This is a genomic window from Streptomyces sp. NPDC005408 (assembly GCF_040606445.1).
Taxonomy (GTDB): Bacteria; Actinomycetota; Actinomycetes; order Streptomycetales; family Streptomycetaceae; genus Streptomyces.
Genome location: NZ_JBEXEX010000018.1, coordinates 37,094 through 54,516, shown reverse-complemented (window position 1 = coordinate 54,516; position 17,423 = coordinate 37,094). Strand labels below are relative to the sequence as shown.

The following is a 17,423-nucleotide window of genomic DNA, read 5'->3' as shown; positions in this document are numbered from 1 at the left end:
CCTACCGAGGATCTGGGACCGGTCTTGTCCCGAACCGGGCCGGTCACCCACCGTAGTGTCCGGAACGGGGCCCTCACCCGGCAGCGACCGCCGTCACATTATCAGGGATTTCCTAGTCAATTTCGGGGCTGTTAACGCAGCACTGCATCGATTCGGCGACAAAAACCGCGTCCCATCCCGCGGTCTGCGAGATGGGACACGGTCCGTTCACTGAGGGCTCATCAACTGTTCAGCTCTCGGTGGTCGATGTCACTGACGGCAGCGACTGCTGCTCGGCCGCCGCGGTGGTCTTCTTCGCACCGGCCTTCTTGGCAGTCGTCTTCTTCGCCGCGGTCTTCTTGGCCGCCGTCTTCTTGGTGGCGGCCTTCTTCGCGGTTGCCTTCTTGGCCGTCTTGCGGGCCGCCTTCTTGGCCGGGGCGGCAGCCTCGGCCTCGTCGGCCTCAGCCACCGGCTCCGCCGTCGCGGGGACCACGACGATCGCGGCGTCCTCGGCGCCCGACGGCGAACCGGCGGGTGCGGTGACCTTGCGGGTCACCCGGCGGCGCGCACGCGGCGGGGCCGCGACGGGAGCCTCCTCGGCGACGGGGGCCTCGGGCTCGGCGGGCTGCGCCGGGACCTCGGCCTTCGCCTCGATGACGACCTCCGCCTCGACGGCACTCGTCTCGGCGGCCTTCGGCGCACCGGCCGGAGCCGTCGCCTTACGGGTCGCACGGCGGCGGGTGCGGCCCGTGGGGGCCGCCTCCTGAGCCGGGGCCTCGGGCTCGGCGACAGGGGCCTCGGCCACCGGCGCCTCGCTCCTGGCCTCGATGACGACCTCGGCCTCGGCCGCGGGAGCCGCTGCCTTCGGCGCACCCGCCGGAGCGGTGACCTTGCGAGTCGCCCGACGGCGGCCACGGCCGCGCGACGCGGCGGCCTCCGCCTCCGCGGGGCTGCTGTACAGCTCCTCGTCCGGAACGAACTCGGGCTCGGCGAGCGCCACCGGCGCGGCCGCCTCGGCGGCGACCTCCGCCTCGGTCTCGGCCTCGGTCTCGGTCTCGGCAGCGACCTCGTGCTCGTGGACCTGCTCCGCGCCGCCGCGGCCGCGCTTCTTGGAACGCTTGCCGCCACCGCCACCGACGGAGGTCGGCTGCTCCATGTGCACGATCACGCCACGGCCGTTGCAGTGGACGCAGGTCTCGGAGAAGGACTCCAGCAGTCCCTGGCCCACCCGCTTACGGGTCATCTGGACCAGGCCCAGCGAGGTGACCTCGGCCACCTGGTGCTTCGTACGGTCGCGGCCCAGGCACTCGAGCAGACGCCGCATGACCAGGTCGCGGTTGGACTCCAGGACCATGTCGATGAAGTCGACGACGACGATGCCGCCCAGGTCGCGCAGCCGCAGCTGACGCACGATCTCCTCGGCCGCCTCCAGGTTGTTCCTGGTGACGGTCTCTTCGAGGTTGCCGCCCTGGCCGGTGAACTTGCCGGTGTTGACGTCGATAACGACCATGGCTTCGGTCTTGTCGATCACCAGCGAACCGCCGCTCGGCAGCCAGACCTTGCGGTCCAGCGCCTTCATCAGCTGCTCGTCGATCCGGTACGTCGCGAAGACGTCGACCTCGGAGGTCCACTTCGACAGCCGGTCCGTGAGGTCCGGTGCGACGTGGTTGACGTAGCCGTGGATGGTCTCCCAGCCCTCGTCACCGCTGACGATGACCTTCGAGAAGTCCTCGTTGAAGATGTCGCGGACGACCCGGACGGTCATGTCCGGCTCGCCGTAGAGCAGAGTCGGGGCGTTCGAGCTGTTGCCGCTCTTGGCCTTCTTCTGGATGTCCTCCCACTGCCCCTGCAGACGCTCGACGTCGCGGCGCAGCTCGTCCTCGCTCGCGCCCTCGGCGGCGGTGCGGACGATGACGCCCGCGTCCTCGGGGACGATCTTCTTGAGGATCGTCTTCAGACGCGCGCGCTCGGTGTCGGGCAGCTTGCGGCTGATGCCGGTCATCGAGCCCTCGGGCACGTACACCAGGTAGCGGCCGGGCAGCGAGACCTGGCTGGTCAGGCGGGCGCCCTTGTGGCCGATCGGGTCCTTGGTCACCTGGACGAGGACCGACTGGCCGGACTTGAGCGCGACCTCGATACGGCGCGGGCCGTTGGCCATGCCCAGCGCCTCGAAGTTGACCTCACCGGCGTACAGAACGGCGTTGCGTCCCTTGCCGATGTCGACGAACGCGGCCTCCATGGACGGCAGTACGTTCTGCACCTTGCCCAGGTAGACATTGCCGACGTACGAGGTCGCCTGCTCCTTGTTGACGTAGTGCTCGACGAGCACGTTGTCCTCGAGGACGCCGATCTGAGTGCGCTCGCCGCTCTGGCGGACGACCATCACACGCTCGACGGCCTCGCGGCGGGCGAGGAACTCCGCCTCGGTGATGATCGGCACCCGGCGGCGGCCCTGCTCACGGCCCTCGCGGCGGCGCTGCTTCTTCGCCTCCAGACGGGTCGAGCCCTTGATGGACTGCACCTCGTCGGACGGCTCGTCGCTCTTCGAGCGCGCGGGGCGCGGCTCGCGGACCTTGACGACCGTACGCTCCGGGTCGCCCGAGCCCGCCTCTTCGACCTCGCCGGGCTCACCGCTGCGACGGCGGCGGCGACGGCGGCGACGGCTGCTGGTGGTGCCCGCGGCCGAGGGGGTCTCGGTCTCGCCCTCCTCCTCGTCCTCGGCTTCCTCGTCGTACTGGGCCTCTTCGGAGGCGGCCTCCTCGGAGGGCTCCTCCGAGGTCTCGTCGGCGTCGGCGGGCTCACCGCGACGGCGACGGCGGCCACCACGGCGACGACGGCGCGAAGGACGGTCCTCGAACTCGTCCGACTCCTCGCCCTCGGCGGCCTGCTCCACTTCGGTCTCGGTCTCCGCCTCGGCCTCCTGCGCGGCGGGCGCGGGGGCCTCGACCGGCTCGGCGGGCTCACCGCGACGGCGACGGCGGCGACGGCCCGCAGGCTCGGGGGCGACGGTCTCGGCGACCGGCTCGACGACGTCCTCGTCCTCCTCCGGCTCCTCCACGGCAGCGGCGGCGGCAGCGGCAGCGGTCTCCGGGGTCTGGAACATCGGCTCGGTGAAGACGGGGGCCTGGAACACGGCCACGGCGGGCCGTCCGCCCCGGCGGCCGCGCGCGGGCGCCTCGGCCTTCCCGGTCTCCGCCTTCTCGGTCTCGGCCTTCTCGCTCTCGGCCTTCTCGCTCTCGGCCCTGGCCGGCTGGGCGAACTCGGGCGTGGCGGCGCGACGGCGCGTACGGCCCCGGGTCGCCGCCTTCTCGGCGGCCGCGACCTCGGCCTCGTCGGAGGTGATCTGGGCGACGGCGCCCGTGGGCAGGCTCTCGCCGGCCTCGGCGACGTCCTCGTCCTGGTCGGCCTGCGGGGTGGCGGCGGGCGCGGCGACCTTGCGGGTGGCGCGACGGCGGGTGCGGCCCGTGGGGGCGGCCTCCTCGGCGGGCGCCTCCGGCTCGGCGGCCTCGGTCGCCTCTATGGCCTGGGGAGCACCGGCGGGCGCGGACGCCCGGCGGCGGGCACGGCCACGCGGCGCGGACGCCTCGGCCGGGGTCTCGTCCTCGGCGGCCACGGCTTCGGCGGCAGCAGGCTCGGCGACCGGCTCGGGGGCGGCCACCTGGCGGGTAGCACGACGGCGGGTGCGCGGCGCGGGGGTCTCGGCCTCCGGCTCGGCGCCATCAGCGGCCTCGGTGGTCTCAGCAGCCTCGGCGGGCGCGGCGACCTTACGGGTCGCACGCCGACGGGTACGCGGAGCGGGGGCCTCGGCCTCCGGCTCGGACACCTCGGCGGCCTCAGCAGCCTCGGTGGTCTCAGCGGCCTCTGCGGGCTGCGGCGCACCGGCGGGCGCGGTCGCCTTACGGGTCGCACGGCGACGCGTACGCGTCGCGGGAGCCTCGGCCTCAGTGGCCTCGGCGGTCACAGCGGTCTCGGCGGGCGCGGTCTCGGTGACCTGGGCGGCCTCCGCAGAACCCGCGGCCGCCGTCGGCGGCCCCGCGGGACGCGATGCTGCGCGGCGCCTGCGGCGCGGCGGCAGCGTGTCGCTGGGTGAATTGTTCTCGGTCTCTCCGGCAGTGCCGGATTCGTTCGGCTCGTGCATGCGGGCGGTTCTCCCGTCACGCTCCCGGGCGCCACGCCTGATTCCGGTCCGGTCACGGCCCGCATGATGTGCGCGGTGCCGCCGTCCGGGGCGCGGGCGCCGCACGGGAGCTGATGTATGGCTCGCCGGTTCCGTACGCGATGTACGCACGGCCTGGCGAAAGTCTCCTGTCAGTGCGCGGCCCGACCCAGGTGGCTCCCGAGTACCAGGGCTGCGCTACAACGACTGTCCTTACGCGGCGGGACCTTCCGGCGCCGTCGCGGCGGCGATTCCGGCGGCCGTGGGTGGAGCGGCCGGAATTGCCTCGCGGTCGGGCGCGAGCGGGTCGGTCACCGTGCCGGACTCCTCGTCGAAGAGCCCCTGCGCCAGCCTGGTCACCGCTGCGGGGACCGGCGGCGCCAGGTCGGCCACAGCTCGGAGACCGGACAGGACGTCGTCGGGTCGCACGGCAGGTGTTACGTGCCGAACAACCAGCCGCAGTATCGCACAGGGCCCGTCCCCCGGCCTATCAGCCGGTGGATGGAGCGCCTGCAGCTCTGCCACGGCACCTCGTGCGTCGAAGGTCCGCATGCCGTTCTTCGTCTTGCGCTCGACCTCGACGGTCTCGGCGGCGAGGAACGCGGACACTGCTTCCGAAGCATCCCCGACACCCACTCCGTCGAGCCGCAGCTCCCACACGGAGGCGGTGAGCCGGTCGGCGAGCCCAGACGTACGGACCTCGACGGCGTCGGTGATGTCGAGCCCGCCCGGCAGCGACTCGTCGAGCAGCTCACGCAGCTTGTCGGGGTCGCGGTGCTCGGTGAGGGCGATCTCCAGATACTCGGCCTCGCTGCCCGTGCCGGTGGGTGCGGCATTGGCGTAGGAGACCTTGGGGTGCGGTGTGAAGCCCGCCGAGTACGCCATGGGCACCTCGGCACGGCGCAGCGCCCGCTCGAAGGCACGCTGGAAGTCACGGTGGCTGGTGAACCGGAGGCGGCCGCGCTTGGTGTAGCGCAGTCGGATGCGCTGCACCGCCGGTGCGGGCGGCGGGCCTTCGGGCTGTCGCTTGCCCAGTGGTTCTTCTCCTCGGTGCGGGGCGGGCGCGGGGGGCGCGCCGCCCTCGGACGTGCGGGGGGTGTTCCCTGGGGGCCTGTCCGGCTCACCCCTGCTTGTGCAGGGAGATCTCGGGTCCGGCCGCCGCGCCGGGAACAGTCTGTGTTTGTTGCGTATCACCCAGCCTACGCGTCTGCCGCGCTACCGGTTCCACAGGCGTGGACGCCGGGGGCCCGCCGACCAGCGCCCTCCAGGCCTCCTGCCTGGCCTGGCGTACGGTCTCGCGGGCCGATCGCAGTGCGGCCCGGGCGGCCCGGCCCGCCTCGACGGCGGCCTTCTTCGCCGGACGCCAGACGGCATCGCGCACGGCATGCCCGACGGGGGTGGCGACGACCTGGTAGAACCAGCGCACCGGCCGCCCCACCAGATTCCAGGCGAGCCACTTCAGGGCCCTGCCGACGGCGTGCGAGATGTATCCGGCGATGCGCCAGGCGACGGCGAAAGCGTCGGCGATCTCGCGTCCGACAGGGGCGAGGATGTGCCGGTAGACCCAGCTGACGGGCGTGACGAGCAGCGTGACGACCAGCCAGACGACGGCCGCCCACACTCCGAGGCCGACGGCGGCGATGCCGCGGCCGATCACTGTCAGCAGCCAGCCGATTCCGTGGCCGAGCGCTGTGAGCAGCCATGCGATGCCGTGACCGAGCGGCGTCAGCAGCTGCCGGTAGATCCACACCACCGGCAGCACCAGCCCGTACGTCACCACCGGCACCACGACATACCGCCACAGCGCCACCCACGGCCACACGAACAGCGCCATGCCCAGCCAGCCGAGCACCGCGGCGATGCCGTGCCCGACCGGGGTGAGCAGCCGGCGGTAGATCCAGCGCGCGGGCCCGAACAGCAGATTCTCGACGAGCCAGCCGATGCCGTGGCCGAGCGCTGTGAGCAGCCATGCGATGCCGTGGCCCAGCGGCGTCAGCAGCTGCCGGTAGATCCACACCACCGGCACCACCAGCCCGTACGTCACCACCGGCACCACGACATACCGCCACAGCGCCACCCACGGCCGGACGAAGAGCGCCTTGCCGACGAAGAGCGCCGCGGGCGCGAGCACGCTCTCGTAGAACCAGACCAGCGCGCGGCCGAGCGGCCTCAGCAGTACGCGGTCGACAGCGCGCCCGCAGACGACGAGGAGGTCCCAGACCATCCGTACGGGTACGAACACGACCAGCACCACGATCCGCACCGGGACCCGGACGACGATGGTCAGACAGCCCTCGCCGGGCTGGTAATGCGCGGGCGCCTGATGACTCCCGTAGGTCTGAGGGGACTTCTCGAACTCCATGTCAGCCATGACGCGTTACAGCCCCGTTCGGATCCAGCACCTGCGCTTTACGCCGCATTGTGCCGGGACGCGCGAAGGCCCGGTCACGGGGGTTTCCCCCTGCGGCCGGGCCTTCCCCCGAGCTCTACTTGACGACGGTGAGCGGCAGCAGCTTCTTGCCCGTCGGGCCGATCTGGATGTGCGTGTCCATCTGCGGGCAGACACCGCAGTCGAAGCACGGCGTCCAGCGGCAGTCCTCGACCTCGGTCTCGTCGAGCGAGTCCTGCCAGTCCTCCCAGAGCCAGTCCTTGTCGAGACCGGAGTCCAGGTGGTCCCAGGGCAGGACCTCCTCGTACGTACGCTCACGCGTGGTGTACCAGTCGACGTCCACGCCGAACTCGGCCAGCGTCTTCTCGGCGCAGGCCATCCACCTGTCGTACGAGAAGTGCTCACGCCAGCCGTCGAAGCGGCCGCCGTCCTCGTAGACGGCGCGGATGACCGCGCCCACGCGGCGGTCGCCGCGCGAGAGCAGGCCCTCGACGATGCCGGGCTTGCCGTCGTGGTAGCGGAAGCCGATCGAGCGGCCGTACTTCTTGTCGCCGCGGATCTTGTCGCGCAGCTTCTCCAGACGGGCGTCCGTCTCCTCGGCGCTCAGCTGCGGGGCCCACTGGAAGGGCGTGTGCGGCTTGGGCACGAAGCCGCCGATGGAGACGGTGCAGCGGATGTCGTTCTGCCCGGAGACCTTGCGGCCCTCGGCGATGACCTTGACCGCCATGTCGCCGATCTGGAGGACGTCCTCGTCGGTCTCGGTGGGCAGACCGCACATGAAGTACAGCTTCACCTGGCGCCAGCCGTTGCCGTACGCGGTGGAGACCGTACGGATCAGGTCCTCTTCCGAGACCATCTTGTTGATGACCTTGCGCATGCGCTCGGAGCCGCCCTCGGGGGCGAAGGTCAGACCGGAGCGACGGCCGTTGCGGGTCAGCTCGTTGGCCAGGTCGACGTTGAAGGCGTCCACACGGGTCGACGGCAGCGAGAGGCCGATCTTGTCTTCCTCGTACCGGTCGGCGAGACCCTTGGCGAGGTCGCCGATCTCGCTGTGGTCCGCGGAGGACAGCGAGAGCAGGCCGACCTCCTCGAAGCCGGTCGCCTTGAGGCCCTTCTCGACCATGTCGCCGATGCCGGTGATGCTGCGCTCCCGGACAGGGCGCGTGATCATGCCGGCCTGGCAGAAGCGGCAGCCGCGGGTGCAGCCGCGGAAGATCTCGACGGACATCCGCTCGTGGACGGTCTCGGCGAGGGGCACGAGGGGCTGCTTGGGGTAGGGCCACTCGTCGAGGTCCATGACGGTGTGCTTGGAAACGCGCCACGGCACGCCCGACTTGTTCGGGACGACCCGGCCGATACGGCCGTCGGGCAGGTACTCGACGTCGTAGAAGCCCGGGACATAGACATTGCCGGTCCTGGCCAGGCGGAAGAGGACCTCCTCGCGCCCGCCCGGGCGGCCCTCGGCCTTCCAGGCGCGGATGATCTCGGTCATGTCGAGGACGGCCTGCTCACCGTCGCCGATGACCGCGCAGTCGATGAACTCCGCGACCGGCTCGGGGTTGAAGGCCGCGTGGCCGCCCGCGAGCACGATCGGGTCGTCGATCGTCCGGTCCTTGGCCTCGAGCGGGATGCCCGCGAGGTCGAGGGCGGTGAGCATGTTGGTGTAGCCGAGCTCGGTGGAGAAGCTCAGCCCGAAGACGTCGAAGGCCTTCACCGGACGGTGGGAGTCCACGGTGAACTGCGGGACCTCGTGCTCCCGCATGAGCTCTTCGAGGTCCGGCCAGACGCTGTACGTACGCTCGGCGAGCACACCCTCGCGCTCGTTCAGTACCTCGTAGAGGATCATGACGCCCTGGTTGGGCAGTCCGACCTCGTACGCGTCGGGGTACATGAGTGCCCAGCGGACATCGCAGGCGTCCCAGTCCTTGACGGTGGAGTTGAGCTCACCGCCGACGTACTGAATGGGCTTCTGCACGTGCGGCAGGAGGGCTTCCAGGCGCGGGAAGACCGACTCGACAGGCATCGCAATGTCTCTCATGAGCGGGCAAGGGTGACCATCAAGCGTACCTTGACCCTCAGCCGGTCAGATCCGCCCGAATTTTCGGGGCGGCGGCCTCGTCCCACACCTCCGGCAGCTCCGCCTCCCGCTGCGCCGCGGCTGCCTCCTCCTGGCCGTAGAGCAGGCCCCAGGTGAACGCGGACTCCCCCGCCGCATGCGCCTGGATCGCGAGATTCCGCAGCGCTTCGCGGGCGACGACGCTGTCCTGGTGGTCACCGAGGACCGTCTGCACGGCCTTCATCCGCTTGGCGAACCTCTTGGCCGGCTTGCCGAGCGCGGGCGTCGCCGCCTCGCCCGCGTACCTGGCGCGCTTGGCGGCCTTGCGGGCGTCGTGCATGGCCAGGTCCCGGGCCTCGCCGGGCGGGAGCTCCAGGGCGTGGTCGATCCGGGCGGCCAGCCGGTCGTAGTCCTTGATCACGGCCGCGGGGATCACCCTGGCCGCCGCGCCGCCCGCCGCCTTGAGCAGCGGTGGGTCGGCCAGCAGCGTGTCCAGCGACTCCAGCAGCGCGAGGTAGCGCTTGCTGTCGAGCACGGCGACGGCCTTGCGCCGGGCGCCCGAGCCGTGCGCGACGCTCCACAGGCGCAGCCGCCCGCGCACCGGGCCGAGCAGCAGGGTCCTGGGCAGGGCGTCGATCCTGGACTTGAGCCGCTCGGTGAGCACCTCCTGGTCCCGGGCGACGCCGAGTTCGGCCGCGAGCCACTTGAGCTCCTCGCCGATGGGATCGGTGACGGTCCGGTCGACGACCTTCTTGTACGTCTTGAACGCGCTGCGCATCCGCCGGGTGGCGACCCGCATCTGATGGACGGAGTCGGGCAGATCGCGGCGCACGGCCGGGTCGTAGGCGAGGAGCGCGTCGGCCTGTTCCCGCAGGTAGGCGAGGACGTGCTCGCCGGCGGTCTGCGGGGCGTGGTCGGCCGGCGGGGCCTCCTCCTTGCGGGCGCGCTTGCCCTTGGGGGCGGTCTCAGCGAGGGCCCTCGCCAGCTTCGACGGGGAGGCGGCGGGCTTCAGCCCGGCCTTGCGGAGCTTCTTCTCGACCACGTCCAGAAAGGGAGGATCACCGTCGTCCGCCAGCTCGACCTCGATCTCGTCCCAGGCGGCCGTGCGGCCGCCGTCGGTGAGGCGTTCGGCACGGACGGCGTCCCTGCTCATCTCGGCGAGCAGCGCGCCGTCGGCGTCGAGGAGGTGGCGGACATCGCGGGAGGAGAGCAGCCGTACCACGGGTACGAGTTCGGCATCGCGGGTGCGGGCCCGCACGAGGCTCCCCAGGCTGCGCGGGATCTGGTCGGACAGGGGTGCGCTGACCTCGTCGCGTACTCCTGGCGCGACAGGCAGCTTGAGGTGCCAGCCCGCGTCCGACCCGCCCGTTCTGCGCCGCAAGGTGATGGAGGCGGCGGCGAGGCGCAGGTCCGCCGTGTCGTAGTAGACGGCGTCGAGCTCGGCGACGCCCTTGTCGACGACCGCCGCCACCTTGGGCACGCGGCTCAGATCCGGCAGCCTGGTCTCGGGGGTGGCTTCGTACTTCCGCTCGATCTCGCGCTTCGTATCCGCCATGAACTGAATCTAGTTGCCCAAAGGTCCCTGCGGCAGCCCCAAGTGTTCACCTACGCAGTTATCGGCCTCTGCACGCGGATCGACTGGAGCAGTCCGATCGCGATCCAGACCGCGAACATGGATGTGCCTCCGTACGACACGAACGGCAGCGGCAGACCGGCCACCGGCATGATGCCGAGCGTCATGCCGATGTTTTCGAAGGCCTGGAACGCGAACCAGGCGATGATCCCGGCGGCGACGATCGTGCCGTACAGCTCGGTCGTCTCGCGCGCGATCCGGCAGGCGCGCCACAGCACGACTCCGAGCAGCAGCAGGATCAGGCCCGCCCCCAGGAAGCCGAGCTCCTCGCCCGCGACCGTGAAGACGAAGTCCGTCTGCTGTTCGGGCACGAACTGGCCGGTGGTCTGGGAGCCCTTGAACAGGCCCGTGCCGGTCAGTCCTCCCGATCCGATCGCGATCCTGGCCTGATTGGTGTTGTAGCCGACACCGGCCGGATCCAGCTCCGGGTTGGCGAACGCCGCGAAGCGGTTGATCTGGTACTCGTCGAGCAGGCCGAGGGCCGTGACCGCCACCGCGCCGATGACACCCGCGCCGATCAGCCCGAGGATCCAGCGGTTGGATGCGCCCGACGCGAGCAGCACCCCGAGCACGATCACCGCCATCACCATCACCGAGCCGAGGTCCGGCATCAGCATGACGATCGCCATCGGCAGGATCGCGAGGCCCAGCGACTTGGCGACCGTCCGGTGGTCCGGGTGCACCTGGTCGCCCGCGTCCACGCGCGCGGCCAGCATCATCGCCATCCCCAGGATGATCGTGATCTTCACGAACTCCGAGGGCTGGAGGGAGAATCCGCCGCCGACCACGATCCACGCGTGCGCGCCGTTGATGGTCGCGCCGAGCGGCGTGAGCACCAGCAGGACGAGCACCACGGACAGCCCGTACAGCACCGGCACCGCACCGCGCAGGGTGCGGTGCCCGAGCCAGATCGTGCCGATCATCAGCGCGAAGCCGATCCCCGTGTTGAGGGCGTGCCGGAACAGGAAGTAGTACGGGTCGCCCTGGTTGAGCGAGGTGCGCCCCCGCGTCGCCGACCACACCAGCAGCGAGCCCACGAAGGACAGCGCGAGTGCCGAGAAGAGCAGCGGCCAGTCCAGCTTGCGCACCATGGAGTCACGGGCGGTCAGCTGGGACCACAGGCCGCCGCGCTGGGGCCCGTATCCGGAGACGGAGAAGCCGTTCGTACCGGCCATGGCTCAGTCCCTCCGCGCGGGCGGGCCCGCGAGCTGCTGTGTCTCGTCCGGAGACTCTTCCTTCGGCTCGTACGGCTTGATCTCCGGAGCGTCGATGGTGCCGTCGGGCTGGATCTTCGGGAGCGCCTTCTGCGGCGCGGGCAGCAGGGCCTTCTTCAGGTCCTGGCCGCCCTTCTCGTCGAGTCCGTACATCGCCTCGTAGATCTTGCGCACGGCGGGACCCGAGGCGCCGGAGCCCGTACCACCCTGGGCGATCGTCATGATGATTGTGTAGTCGGGGGTGTACGAGACGAACCAGGAGGTCGTCTGCTTGCCGTAGACCTCCGCCGTACCCGTCTTGGCGTGCATCGGGATCTTGTCCTGCGGCCAGCCGCCGAATCGCCAGGCGGCCGATCCGCGGGTCGTGACTCCCGCGAGGGCTTGGTCTATCTGGTCGCGCGTCTCGGCGTTCATCGGCAGCCTGCCGTGCGGCTTCGGCTTGATCTCCTGGACGGACTTGCCGTCCGCGCTGATGACGGCCTTGCCGATGGTGGGGTTGAAGAGCGTGCCGCCGTTGGCGATCGCCGAGTAGATCGTGGCCATCTGGATCGGGGTGACGAGCGTGTCGCCCTGGCCGATGGAGTAGTTGACGGAGTCACCCGCTCGCATCCGGTTGCCTTCGAGGCAGTTCTCGTACGCGATCTTCTCGACGTAGTCGCCGTTCTTCTTGCCCTGCTTGCACCAGCCGTCCTTGTTGGCCTCCCAGAAGCGCTGCTTCCACTGGCGGTCGGGGACACGGCCGCTGACCTCGTTGGGGAGGTCGATGCCGGTCTCCTTGCCGAGGCCGAACTGGTGGGCGGTCTTGTAGAACCAGTCGTTGGGGTGCTTCTTGGGCTTGGTGCCGCCGTCCTTCTGCCACTCGCGATGGGCGATGCCGTAGAAGACGGTGTCGCAGGAGACCTCCAGGGCCCTGCCGAGGGAAATGCTGCCGTAGCCCTTGGACTCGAAGTTCTTGAAGACCTGGCCGCCGACGGAGTACGAGGAGGGGCACGGGTAGTCGCCGTCGAAGGGGTACCCGGCGTTGACCGAGGCGGTCGATGAGATCACCTTGAAGATCGAGCCGGGGGCGGCCTGCCCCTGGATCGCCCGGTTCAGCAGCGGGTAGTTGGAGTCCTTGCCGGTGAGCTTGGCGTAGTCCTTGGCGGAGATGCCGCCCACCCAGGAGTTGGGGTCGTAGGTGGGCTGGGAGGCCATCGAGATGATCCGGCCGGTCTTGTTCTCCATCACCACGACGGCACCGGCGTCGGCCTTGTAGTTCTCGTCGGTGTTCTTGTCGAACTCCTGACGGGCGGTCTTCATCGCCAGGTCGAGCTCGTACTCCGCGACGGCCTGGACCCGCGCGTCGATCGAGGTGACGAGGTTGGCGCCGGGCTGGGCCTCGTCCTTGGCGGCCTGGCCGATGACACGGCCCAGGTTGTCGACCTCGTAGCGGGTGACTCCGGCCTTGCCGCGCAGCTCCTTGTCGTAGGTGCGCTCGATGCCCGAGCGGCCGATCTGGTCGGAGCGCAGGAAGGGCGAGTCGGTGTCCTTGGCCTTGATGATCTCCTCGTCGGTGACGGGCGAGAGATACCCGAGGACCTGCGCGGTGTTGGTCTTGCCGGGCCCGGTGTAGCGGCGTACGGCGGTGGGCTCGGCGGTGATGCCGGGGAAGTCCTCGGCGCGCTCACGGATCTGCAGGGCCTGCTGGGTGGTGGCCTCGTCGGTGACCGGGATCGGCTGGTAGGGCGAGCCGTTCCAGCAGGGCTGGGGGGTCTTGGCGTCGCAGAGCCTGACCTTGCCCATGACCTCGTTCGGCTTCATGCCGAGGACGGCCGCGAGACGGGTGAGGACGCCCTTGCCGTCGTCCTTCATCTTCATCAGCTCGGTGCGGGACGCGGAGACCACGAGGCGGGTCTCGTTGTCGGCGAGCGGGATGCCGCGGGCGTCGAGGATCGCGCCGCGGACGGCGGGCTGGACGACCTGCTGGACGTGGTTGTTCTTCGCCTCGTCGGTGTACTCCTCGCCGTTGCGGATCTGGAGGTACCAGAGGCGTCCGCCGAGGGTGAGGAGGAGGGAGAAGACAAGTACCTGGATGATCACGAGCCGGATCTGGACCCGGGGGGTCCGCCCGGTCTCCGGAATGTTGCTCACGCCGCTGCCCCCTCGCTCACAGTCGCTTGACTCCCTTGATGCGGCCGGCCCGTGCCGCCCGCGTCCTTGCTGCCTTGACCCGCAGTCCGCCACGCTGGGTGCCGATCCGCAGTCCGGTGCCGGACGAGAGCCAGCCCGAGGCGACGTCGCCGCCTCCGCTGCTCTGGCTCTCGGCGAGCGGATCGTTCTCGGCGCGTCTGGCGAGCGCCATGATCAGCGGCACGGTGAAGGGCGCGAGCAGCAGGTCGTACACGGCGGCCGTGAACAGCAGGCTGCCCAGGCCCACATGGCGGGCCGCGGTGTCGCCGACGAGGGCGCCGACCCCCGCGTACAGCAGCGTCGAGCCGATGGCGGCCGCGACGACCACGACCATCGGCCCGGTGGCCGACTTGATCCGGCCGTTGTCGGGGCGCGCCAGGCCTGCGAGATAGCCGATGACGCAGAGCACGAGCGCGTAGCGTCCTGCGGCATGGTCGGCGGGCGGGGCGAGGTCGGCGAGCAGGCCCGCGCCGAAGCCGATGAAGGCGCCGGCCATGTGCCCGTAGACGAAGGCGAGTCCGAGGACGACGAGCAGCAGCAGGTCGGGGACGGCGCCGGGGAGCTGGAGGCGGGCGAGGACGGAGACCTGGATGACGAGGGCGACCACGACGAGCGTCGTGGAGAGCAGCATCCGGTTGAAGCGCATGACGGATCAGCTCCTACTCGACGTTCTGGTCGGTCGCGCTGACATCGCCGCCGGCCGACGGGGTGACCGTCACCGTGACTGTCGGCGTGGGCTTCGGGGCCGCGGGCTTGGGCGGGAGGACCGTGTCGCGCGGATCGGACCGGGGTGCGAGGACGACGACGCCGACGATGTCGAGCTTGGTGAAGCCGACGAACGGCCGGACGTAGATGGTCCGGGTGAGGTCGCCGCCGGAGGGGTCGACGCGGACGACCTCGCCGACCGGGACACCGGGCACGAACGGCTTGTCGGCCTGCGAGCCGAAGGTGACCAGTCGGTCGCCCTTCTTGACCTTGGCCTTGCCGTTGAGCAGCTGCACGGAGAGCGGACGGTCGCCCTGGCCGGTGGCGAAGCCCAGTTCGTCGGTCTTCTCCATTCGCGTCCCGACGGTGAAGTCAGGGTCGTTGGCGAGCAGTACGGTCGCGGTGTTCGGGCCGACCGTGGTGACCCGTCCGACGAGTCCGTCGCCGTTGAGTACGGTCATGTCCCGCTGGATGCCGTCGCTGGAGCCGACGTCGATGGTCACCGTCCAGGAGAAACCCTGGGCCGCTCCTATGGCGATGACCTCGGCGCCCTTGATGCCGTACTGGCCGGCGCCGGCCTTCTTGAGCATCTTGTCGAGCTCGCGCACCCGGCTTCGGTTGCGGTCGTCGCTGCCGAGTCTCTGCTTCAGCGCGGCGTTCTCGTGCTCGAGTTGGCTGATGCGGTCGTGGCGCTGACCGGAGTCCCGTACCGCGCCGATCGCGTGGCCGATCGGGTCGACCGCTGCCGCGACGCCGTTCTCGACCGGTCCGAAGACCGTGGCGGCGGCCTGCCGGGCGCCGTCGACCGGTGACTCCTCGCCCCCGCGGATGTCCACCGTGATCAAAGCGAACGCGATGGCGATCAGCAGCACCAGGAGCAGCCGGCTCTCTCGTGTGTCCCTCACGTGCGGCGGCCGTGCCTTCCTCGTAGGAATGTTGATGTCTGTATATCAACGATCCGCCGTACGGGTTGGCAGGCCCCCATACGGCGGATCTCGTCGATCGTGGAGTTCCGCTCAGCGGCGGGGCTGGGCGTCCAGCACCTGCTGGAGTGCCTCGAACTCCTCGACACACTTGCCGGATCCGAGGGCAACGGAGTCCAGCGGATCCTCGGCGATATGGATGGGCATTCCGGTCTCGCGGCGCAGCCGCTCGTCCAGGCCGCGCAGCAGGGCGCCACCGCCGGTGAGGACGATGCCGCGGTCCATGACGTCGCCGGAGAGCTCCGGCGGGCACTTGTCGAGGGTGGTCTTGACGGCGTCAACGATCGCGTTGACGGGTTCCTCGATCGCCTTGCGGACTTCGGCGGCCGAGATGACGACGGTCTTGGGCAGACCGGAGACGAGGTCACGACCGCGGATCTCGGTGTGCTCGTCCTTGTCCATGTCGTAGGCGGAACCGATGGTGATCTTGATCTGTTCGGCGGTCCGCTCACCGAGCAGGAGGGAGTACTCCTTCTTGATGTGCTGGATGATCGCGTTGTCCAGCTCGTCACCGGCGACGCGGATGGACTGTGCTGTGACGATTCCGCCGAGTGAGATGACGGCGACTTCGGTGGTCCCGCCACCGATGTCGACAACCATGTTGCCGGTGGCTTCATGGACCGGGAGTCCGGAGCCGATGGCCGCGGCCATGGGCTCCTCGATGATGTGCACCTGCCGGGCGCCCGCCTGCGTCGATGCCTCGATGACCGCGCGGCGCTCGACGCCCGTGATGCCGGAGGGCACACAGACGACGACGCGCGGCCGGGCGAGGTACCGGCGCTTGTGGATCTTCAGAATGAAGTAGCGCAGCATCCGTTCGGTGATCTCGAAGTCGGCGATGACGCCGTCCTTCAACGGCCGGACGGCAACGATGTTGCCCGGTGTCCGGCCGATCATCTTCTTCGCCTCGGCGCCGACCGCGAGAATGCCGCCCGTGTTGGTGTTGATGGCGACGACGGACGGCTCGTTGAGGACGATCCCCCGGCCCCTGACGTACACCAGCGTGTTGGCGGTCCCGAGGTCGACAGCCATGTCACGGCCGATGAACGACATGTTGTTCCCCATGAGGATGCGTCTGGCCTTCCCAAATCGAGCGTTGATGGCTTTTTAGGATGGCGAGGTGGGTGCTGTGGCGTGGAGGCTTCATCGTAGTGCCGCCTGCACGAACACCGCGCGGTGAGTCCACCTCTGTATTAGGTGACGAGGTGTCGGAGCGATGCGTTCCCGCAAAGCGCTCATGTACACCGAAGGGCGACCGAAATTCCTTCGGTCGCCCCAGGTGGAGGCTCTGTATGGCTGACGGCCAATCAGGAAAGCCCGGGGAAGAAAATCTTGAGTTCTCGAATGGCGGACTCCTCGGAGTCCGAGGCGTGGATGAGGTTCTCCCGCACGATGGTGCCGAAGTCCCCACGGATGGAGCCGGGAGCGGCCGCGATCGGGTCGGTCGGGCCGGTCAGGGCGCGGACACCCTCGATGACCCGCTCGCCCTCGACGACAAAGGCGACGACCGGGCCGGACTGCATGAACTCGACGAGCGGCTCGTAGAACGGCCGGCCGACGTGCTCGGCGTAGTGCTGCTCCAGGATCTCCCGGTCGAGGGTGCGCAGCTCCAGCGCGCTGATGGTCCAGCCGGCCTTTGCCTCGATACGGCCGATGATCTCGCCGATCAGGCCACGGCGTACGGCGTCGGGCTTGAGCAGGACGAGCGTGCGCTGGCTCACGGTACGGGCTCCTTCATGTGCGGATTCAGGAGTTCAGAGGCTACAGGGCGGGGCAGCTCCGCGATTACGCAGCGTCAGGCTCTGACGAGGCCTGCGCGGCCCATCTCGCTTTCGCCTCGTCGATCTTCCGGCCGTAGTGGACCGAGGCCCACCACAGGCCCGCGAAGATCGCGCCGAGGAAGAACATCGTCGGCACCACGAAGCCGCTGGCGATCAGCGCGATCTGCAGCGCCCAGCCGAGCTGCACTCCGCCGGGGCGGCCGATCATCCCGCAGAGCAGGACCGAGAGCAGCATCCCGACGCCGCAGACCGTCCAGACGGTCGCCATGGAGAGTTCATCGGACTTCATGGCGACGAGACCGGCGAAGCCGATCACGAAGAACTCGCCGATCAGGGTGGATGCACAGAGCGTACGCAT

12 protein-coding genes are annotated in these 17,423 nt (G+C 69.9%); all 12 read right to left on the bottom strand.

The annotated features are described in order from the left end of the window. Window positions 1–229 precede the first annotated feature (229 nt). The 12 genes from ABZS64_RS18950 to ABZS64_RS18895 all read right to left on the bottom strand — a co-directional run bounded on the left by ABZS64_RS18950 (window position 230) and on the right by ABZS64_RS18895 (window position 17,423). A complete protein-coding gene (locus tag ABZS64_RS18950; RefSeq protein WP_355830482.1) occupies window positions 230–4,117 on the bottom strand; it encodes an Rne/Rng family ribonuclease in 3,888 nt (1,295 codons plus the stop codon). 231 nt (window positions 4,118–4,348) lie between these two features. Next, on the bottom strand, window positions 4,349–5,128 hold the full coding sequence (locus ABZS64_RS18945) for a TIGR03936 family radical SAM-associated protein (RefSeq protein WP_355830478.1): 780 nt from the start codon (window positions 5,126–5,128) through the stop codon (window positions 4,349–4,351). A 127-nt stretch (window positions 5,129–5,255) separates the two neighbouring features. Next, on the bottom strand, window positions 5,256–6,506 hold the full coding sequence (locus tag ABZS64_RS18940; protein ID WP_355830476.1) for a hypothetical protein: 1,251 nt from the start codon (window positions 6,504–6,506) through the stop codon (window positions 5,256–5,258). A gap of 115 nt (window positions 6,507–6,621) precedes the next feature. Then, window positions 6,622–8,547, bottom strand: a complete 1,926-nt coding sequence (locus ABZS64_RS18935; protein ID WP_355830678.1) for a TIGR03960 family B12-binding radical SAM protein — start codon at window positions 8,545–8,547, stop codon at window positions 6,622–6,624. A gap of 52 nt (window positions 8,548–8,599) precedes the next feature. Then, window positions 8,600–10,135, bottom strand: coding sequence for a CYTH and CHAD domain-containing protein (locus ABZS64_RS18930; RefSeq protein ID WP_355830473.1), 1,536 nt, complete (start codon window positions 10,133–10,135; stop codon window positions 8,600–8,602). Window positions 10,136–10,185: 50 nt separating this feature from the next. After that, window positions 10,186–11,388, bottom strand: a complete 1,203-nt coding sequence (gene rodA / locus ABZS64_RS18925) for a rod shape-determining protein RodA (protein ID WP_355830471.1) — start codon at window positions 11,386–11,388, stop codon at window positions 10,186–10,188. Between the two features lie 3 nt (window positions 11,389–11,391). Next, window positions 11,392–13,557, bottom strand: a complete 2,166-nt coding sequence (gene mrdA / locus ABZS64_RS18920; protein WP_355830468.1) for a penicillin-binding protein 2 — start codon at window positions 13,555–13,557, stop codon at window positions 11,392–11,394. Window positions 13,558–13,573: 16 nt separating this feature from the next. Continuing rightward, window positions 13,574–14,242, bottom strand: coding sequence for a rod shape-determining protein MreD (mreD, locus tag ABZS64_RS18915; protein WP_355830465.1), 669 nt, complete (start codon window positions 14,240–14,242; stop codon window positions 13,574–13,576). A gap of 13 nt (window positions 14,243–14,255) precedes the next feature. Continuing rightward, on the bottom strand, window positions 14,256–15,206 hold the full coding sequence (gene mreC, locus ABZS64_RS18910) for a rod shape-determining protein MreC (protein WP_355830462.1): 951 nt from the start codon (window positions 15,204–15,206) through the stop codon (window positions 14,256–14,258). A gap of 111 nt (window positions 15,207–15,317) precedes the next feature. After that, the gene (locus tag ABZS64_RS18905; protein ID WP_015033593.1) at window positions 15,318–16,337 is read right to left on the bottom strand and encodes a rod shape-determining protein; all 1,020 of its coding nucleotides are present in this window, start codon (window positions 16,335–16,337) and stop codon (window positions 15,318–15,320) included. Between the two features lie 254 nt (window positions 16,338–16,591). Then, entirely contained in the window at window positions 16,592–17,005 is a 414-nt protein-coding gene (gene ndk / locus ABZS64_RS18900) for a nucleoside-diphosphate kinase (RefSeq protein ID WP_355830459.1), read from the bottom strand. Between the two features lie 64 nt (window positions 17,006–17,069). Next, window positions 17,070–17,423 carry a DUF4233 domain-containing protein gene (locus ABZS64_RS18895; RefSeq protein WP_355830456.1) on the bottom strand — a complete coding sequence of 118 codons (354 nt, stop codon included), beginning with the start codon at window positions 17,421–17,423 and terminating at the stop codon, window positions 17,070–17,072.

What these genes read in the sequence shown, in the direction of transcription:
- ABZS64_RS18895 (WP_355830456.1), bottom strand. Translation starts at nt 17,423, where the DNA reads ATGCGTACGCTCTGTGCATCCACCCTGATCGGCGAGTTCTTCGTGATC.
- ABZS64_RS18930 (WP_355830473.1), bottom strand. Translation starts at nt 10,135, where the DNA reads ATGGCGGATACGAAGCGCGAGATCGAGCGGAAGTACGAAGCCACCCCC.
- mreD (WP_355830465.1), bottom strand. Translation starts at nt 14,242, where the DNA reads ATGCGCTTCAACCGGATGCTGCTCTCCACGACGCTCGTCGTGGTCGCC.
- ABZS64_RS18905 (WP_015033593.1), bottom strand. Translation starts at nt 16,337, where the DNA reads ATGTCGTTCATCGGCCGTGACATGGCTGTCGACCTCGGGACCGCCAAC.
- ABZS64_RS18950 (WP_355830482.1), bottom strand. Translation starts at nt 4,117, where the DNA reads ATGCACGAGCCGAACGAATCCGGCACTGCCGGAGAGACCGAGAACAAT.
- ABZS64_RS18940 (WP_355830476.1), bottom strand. Translation starts at nt 6,506, where the DNA reads ATGGCTGACATGGAGTTCGAGAAGTCCCCTCAGACCTACGGGAGTCAT.
- ABZS64_RS18935 (WP_355830678.1), bottom strand. Translation starts at nt 8,547, where the DNA reads ATGCCTGTCGAGTCGGTCTTCCCGCGCCTGGAAGCCCTCCTGCCGCAC.
- rodA (WP_355830471.1), bottom strand. Translation starts at nt 11,388, where the DNA reads ATGGCCGGTACGAACGGCTTCTCCGTCTCCGGATACGGGCCCCAGCGC.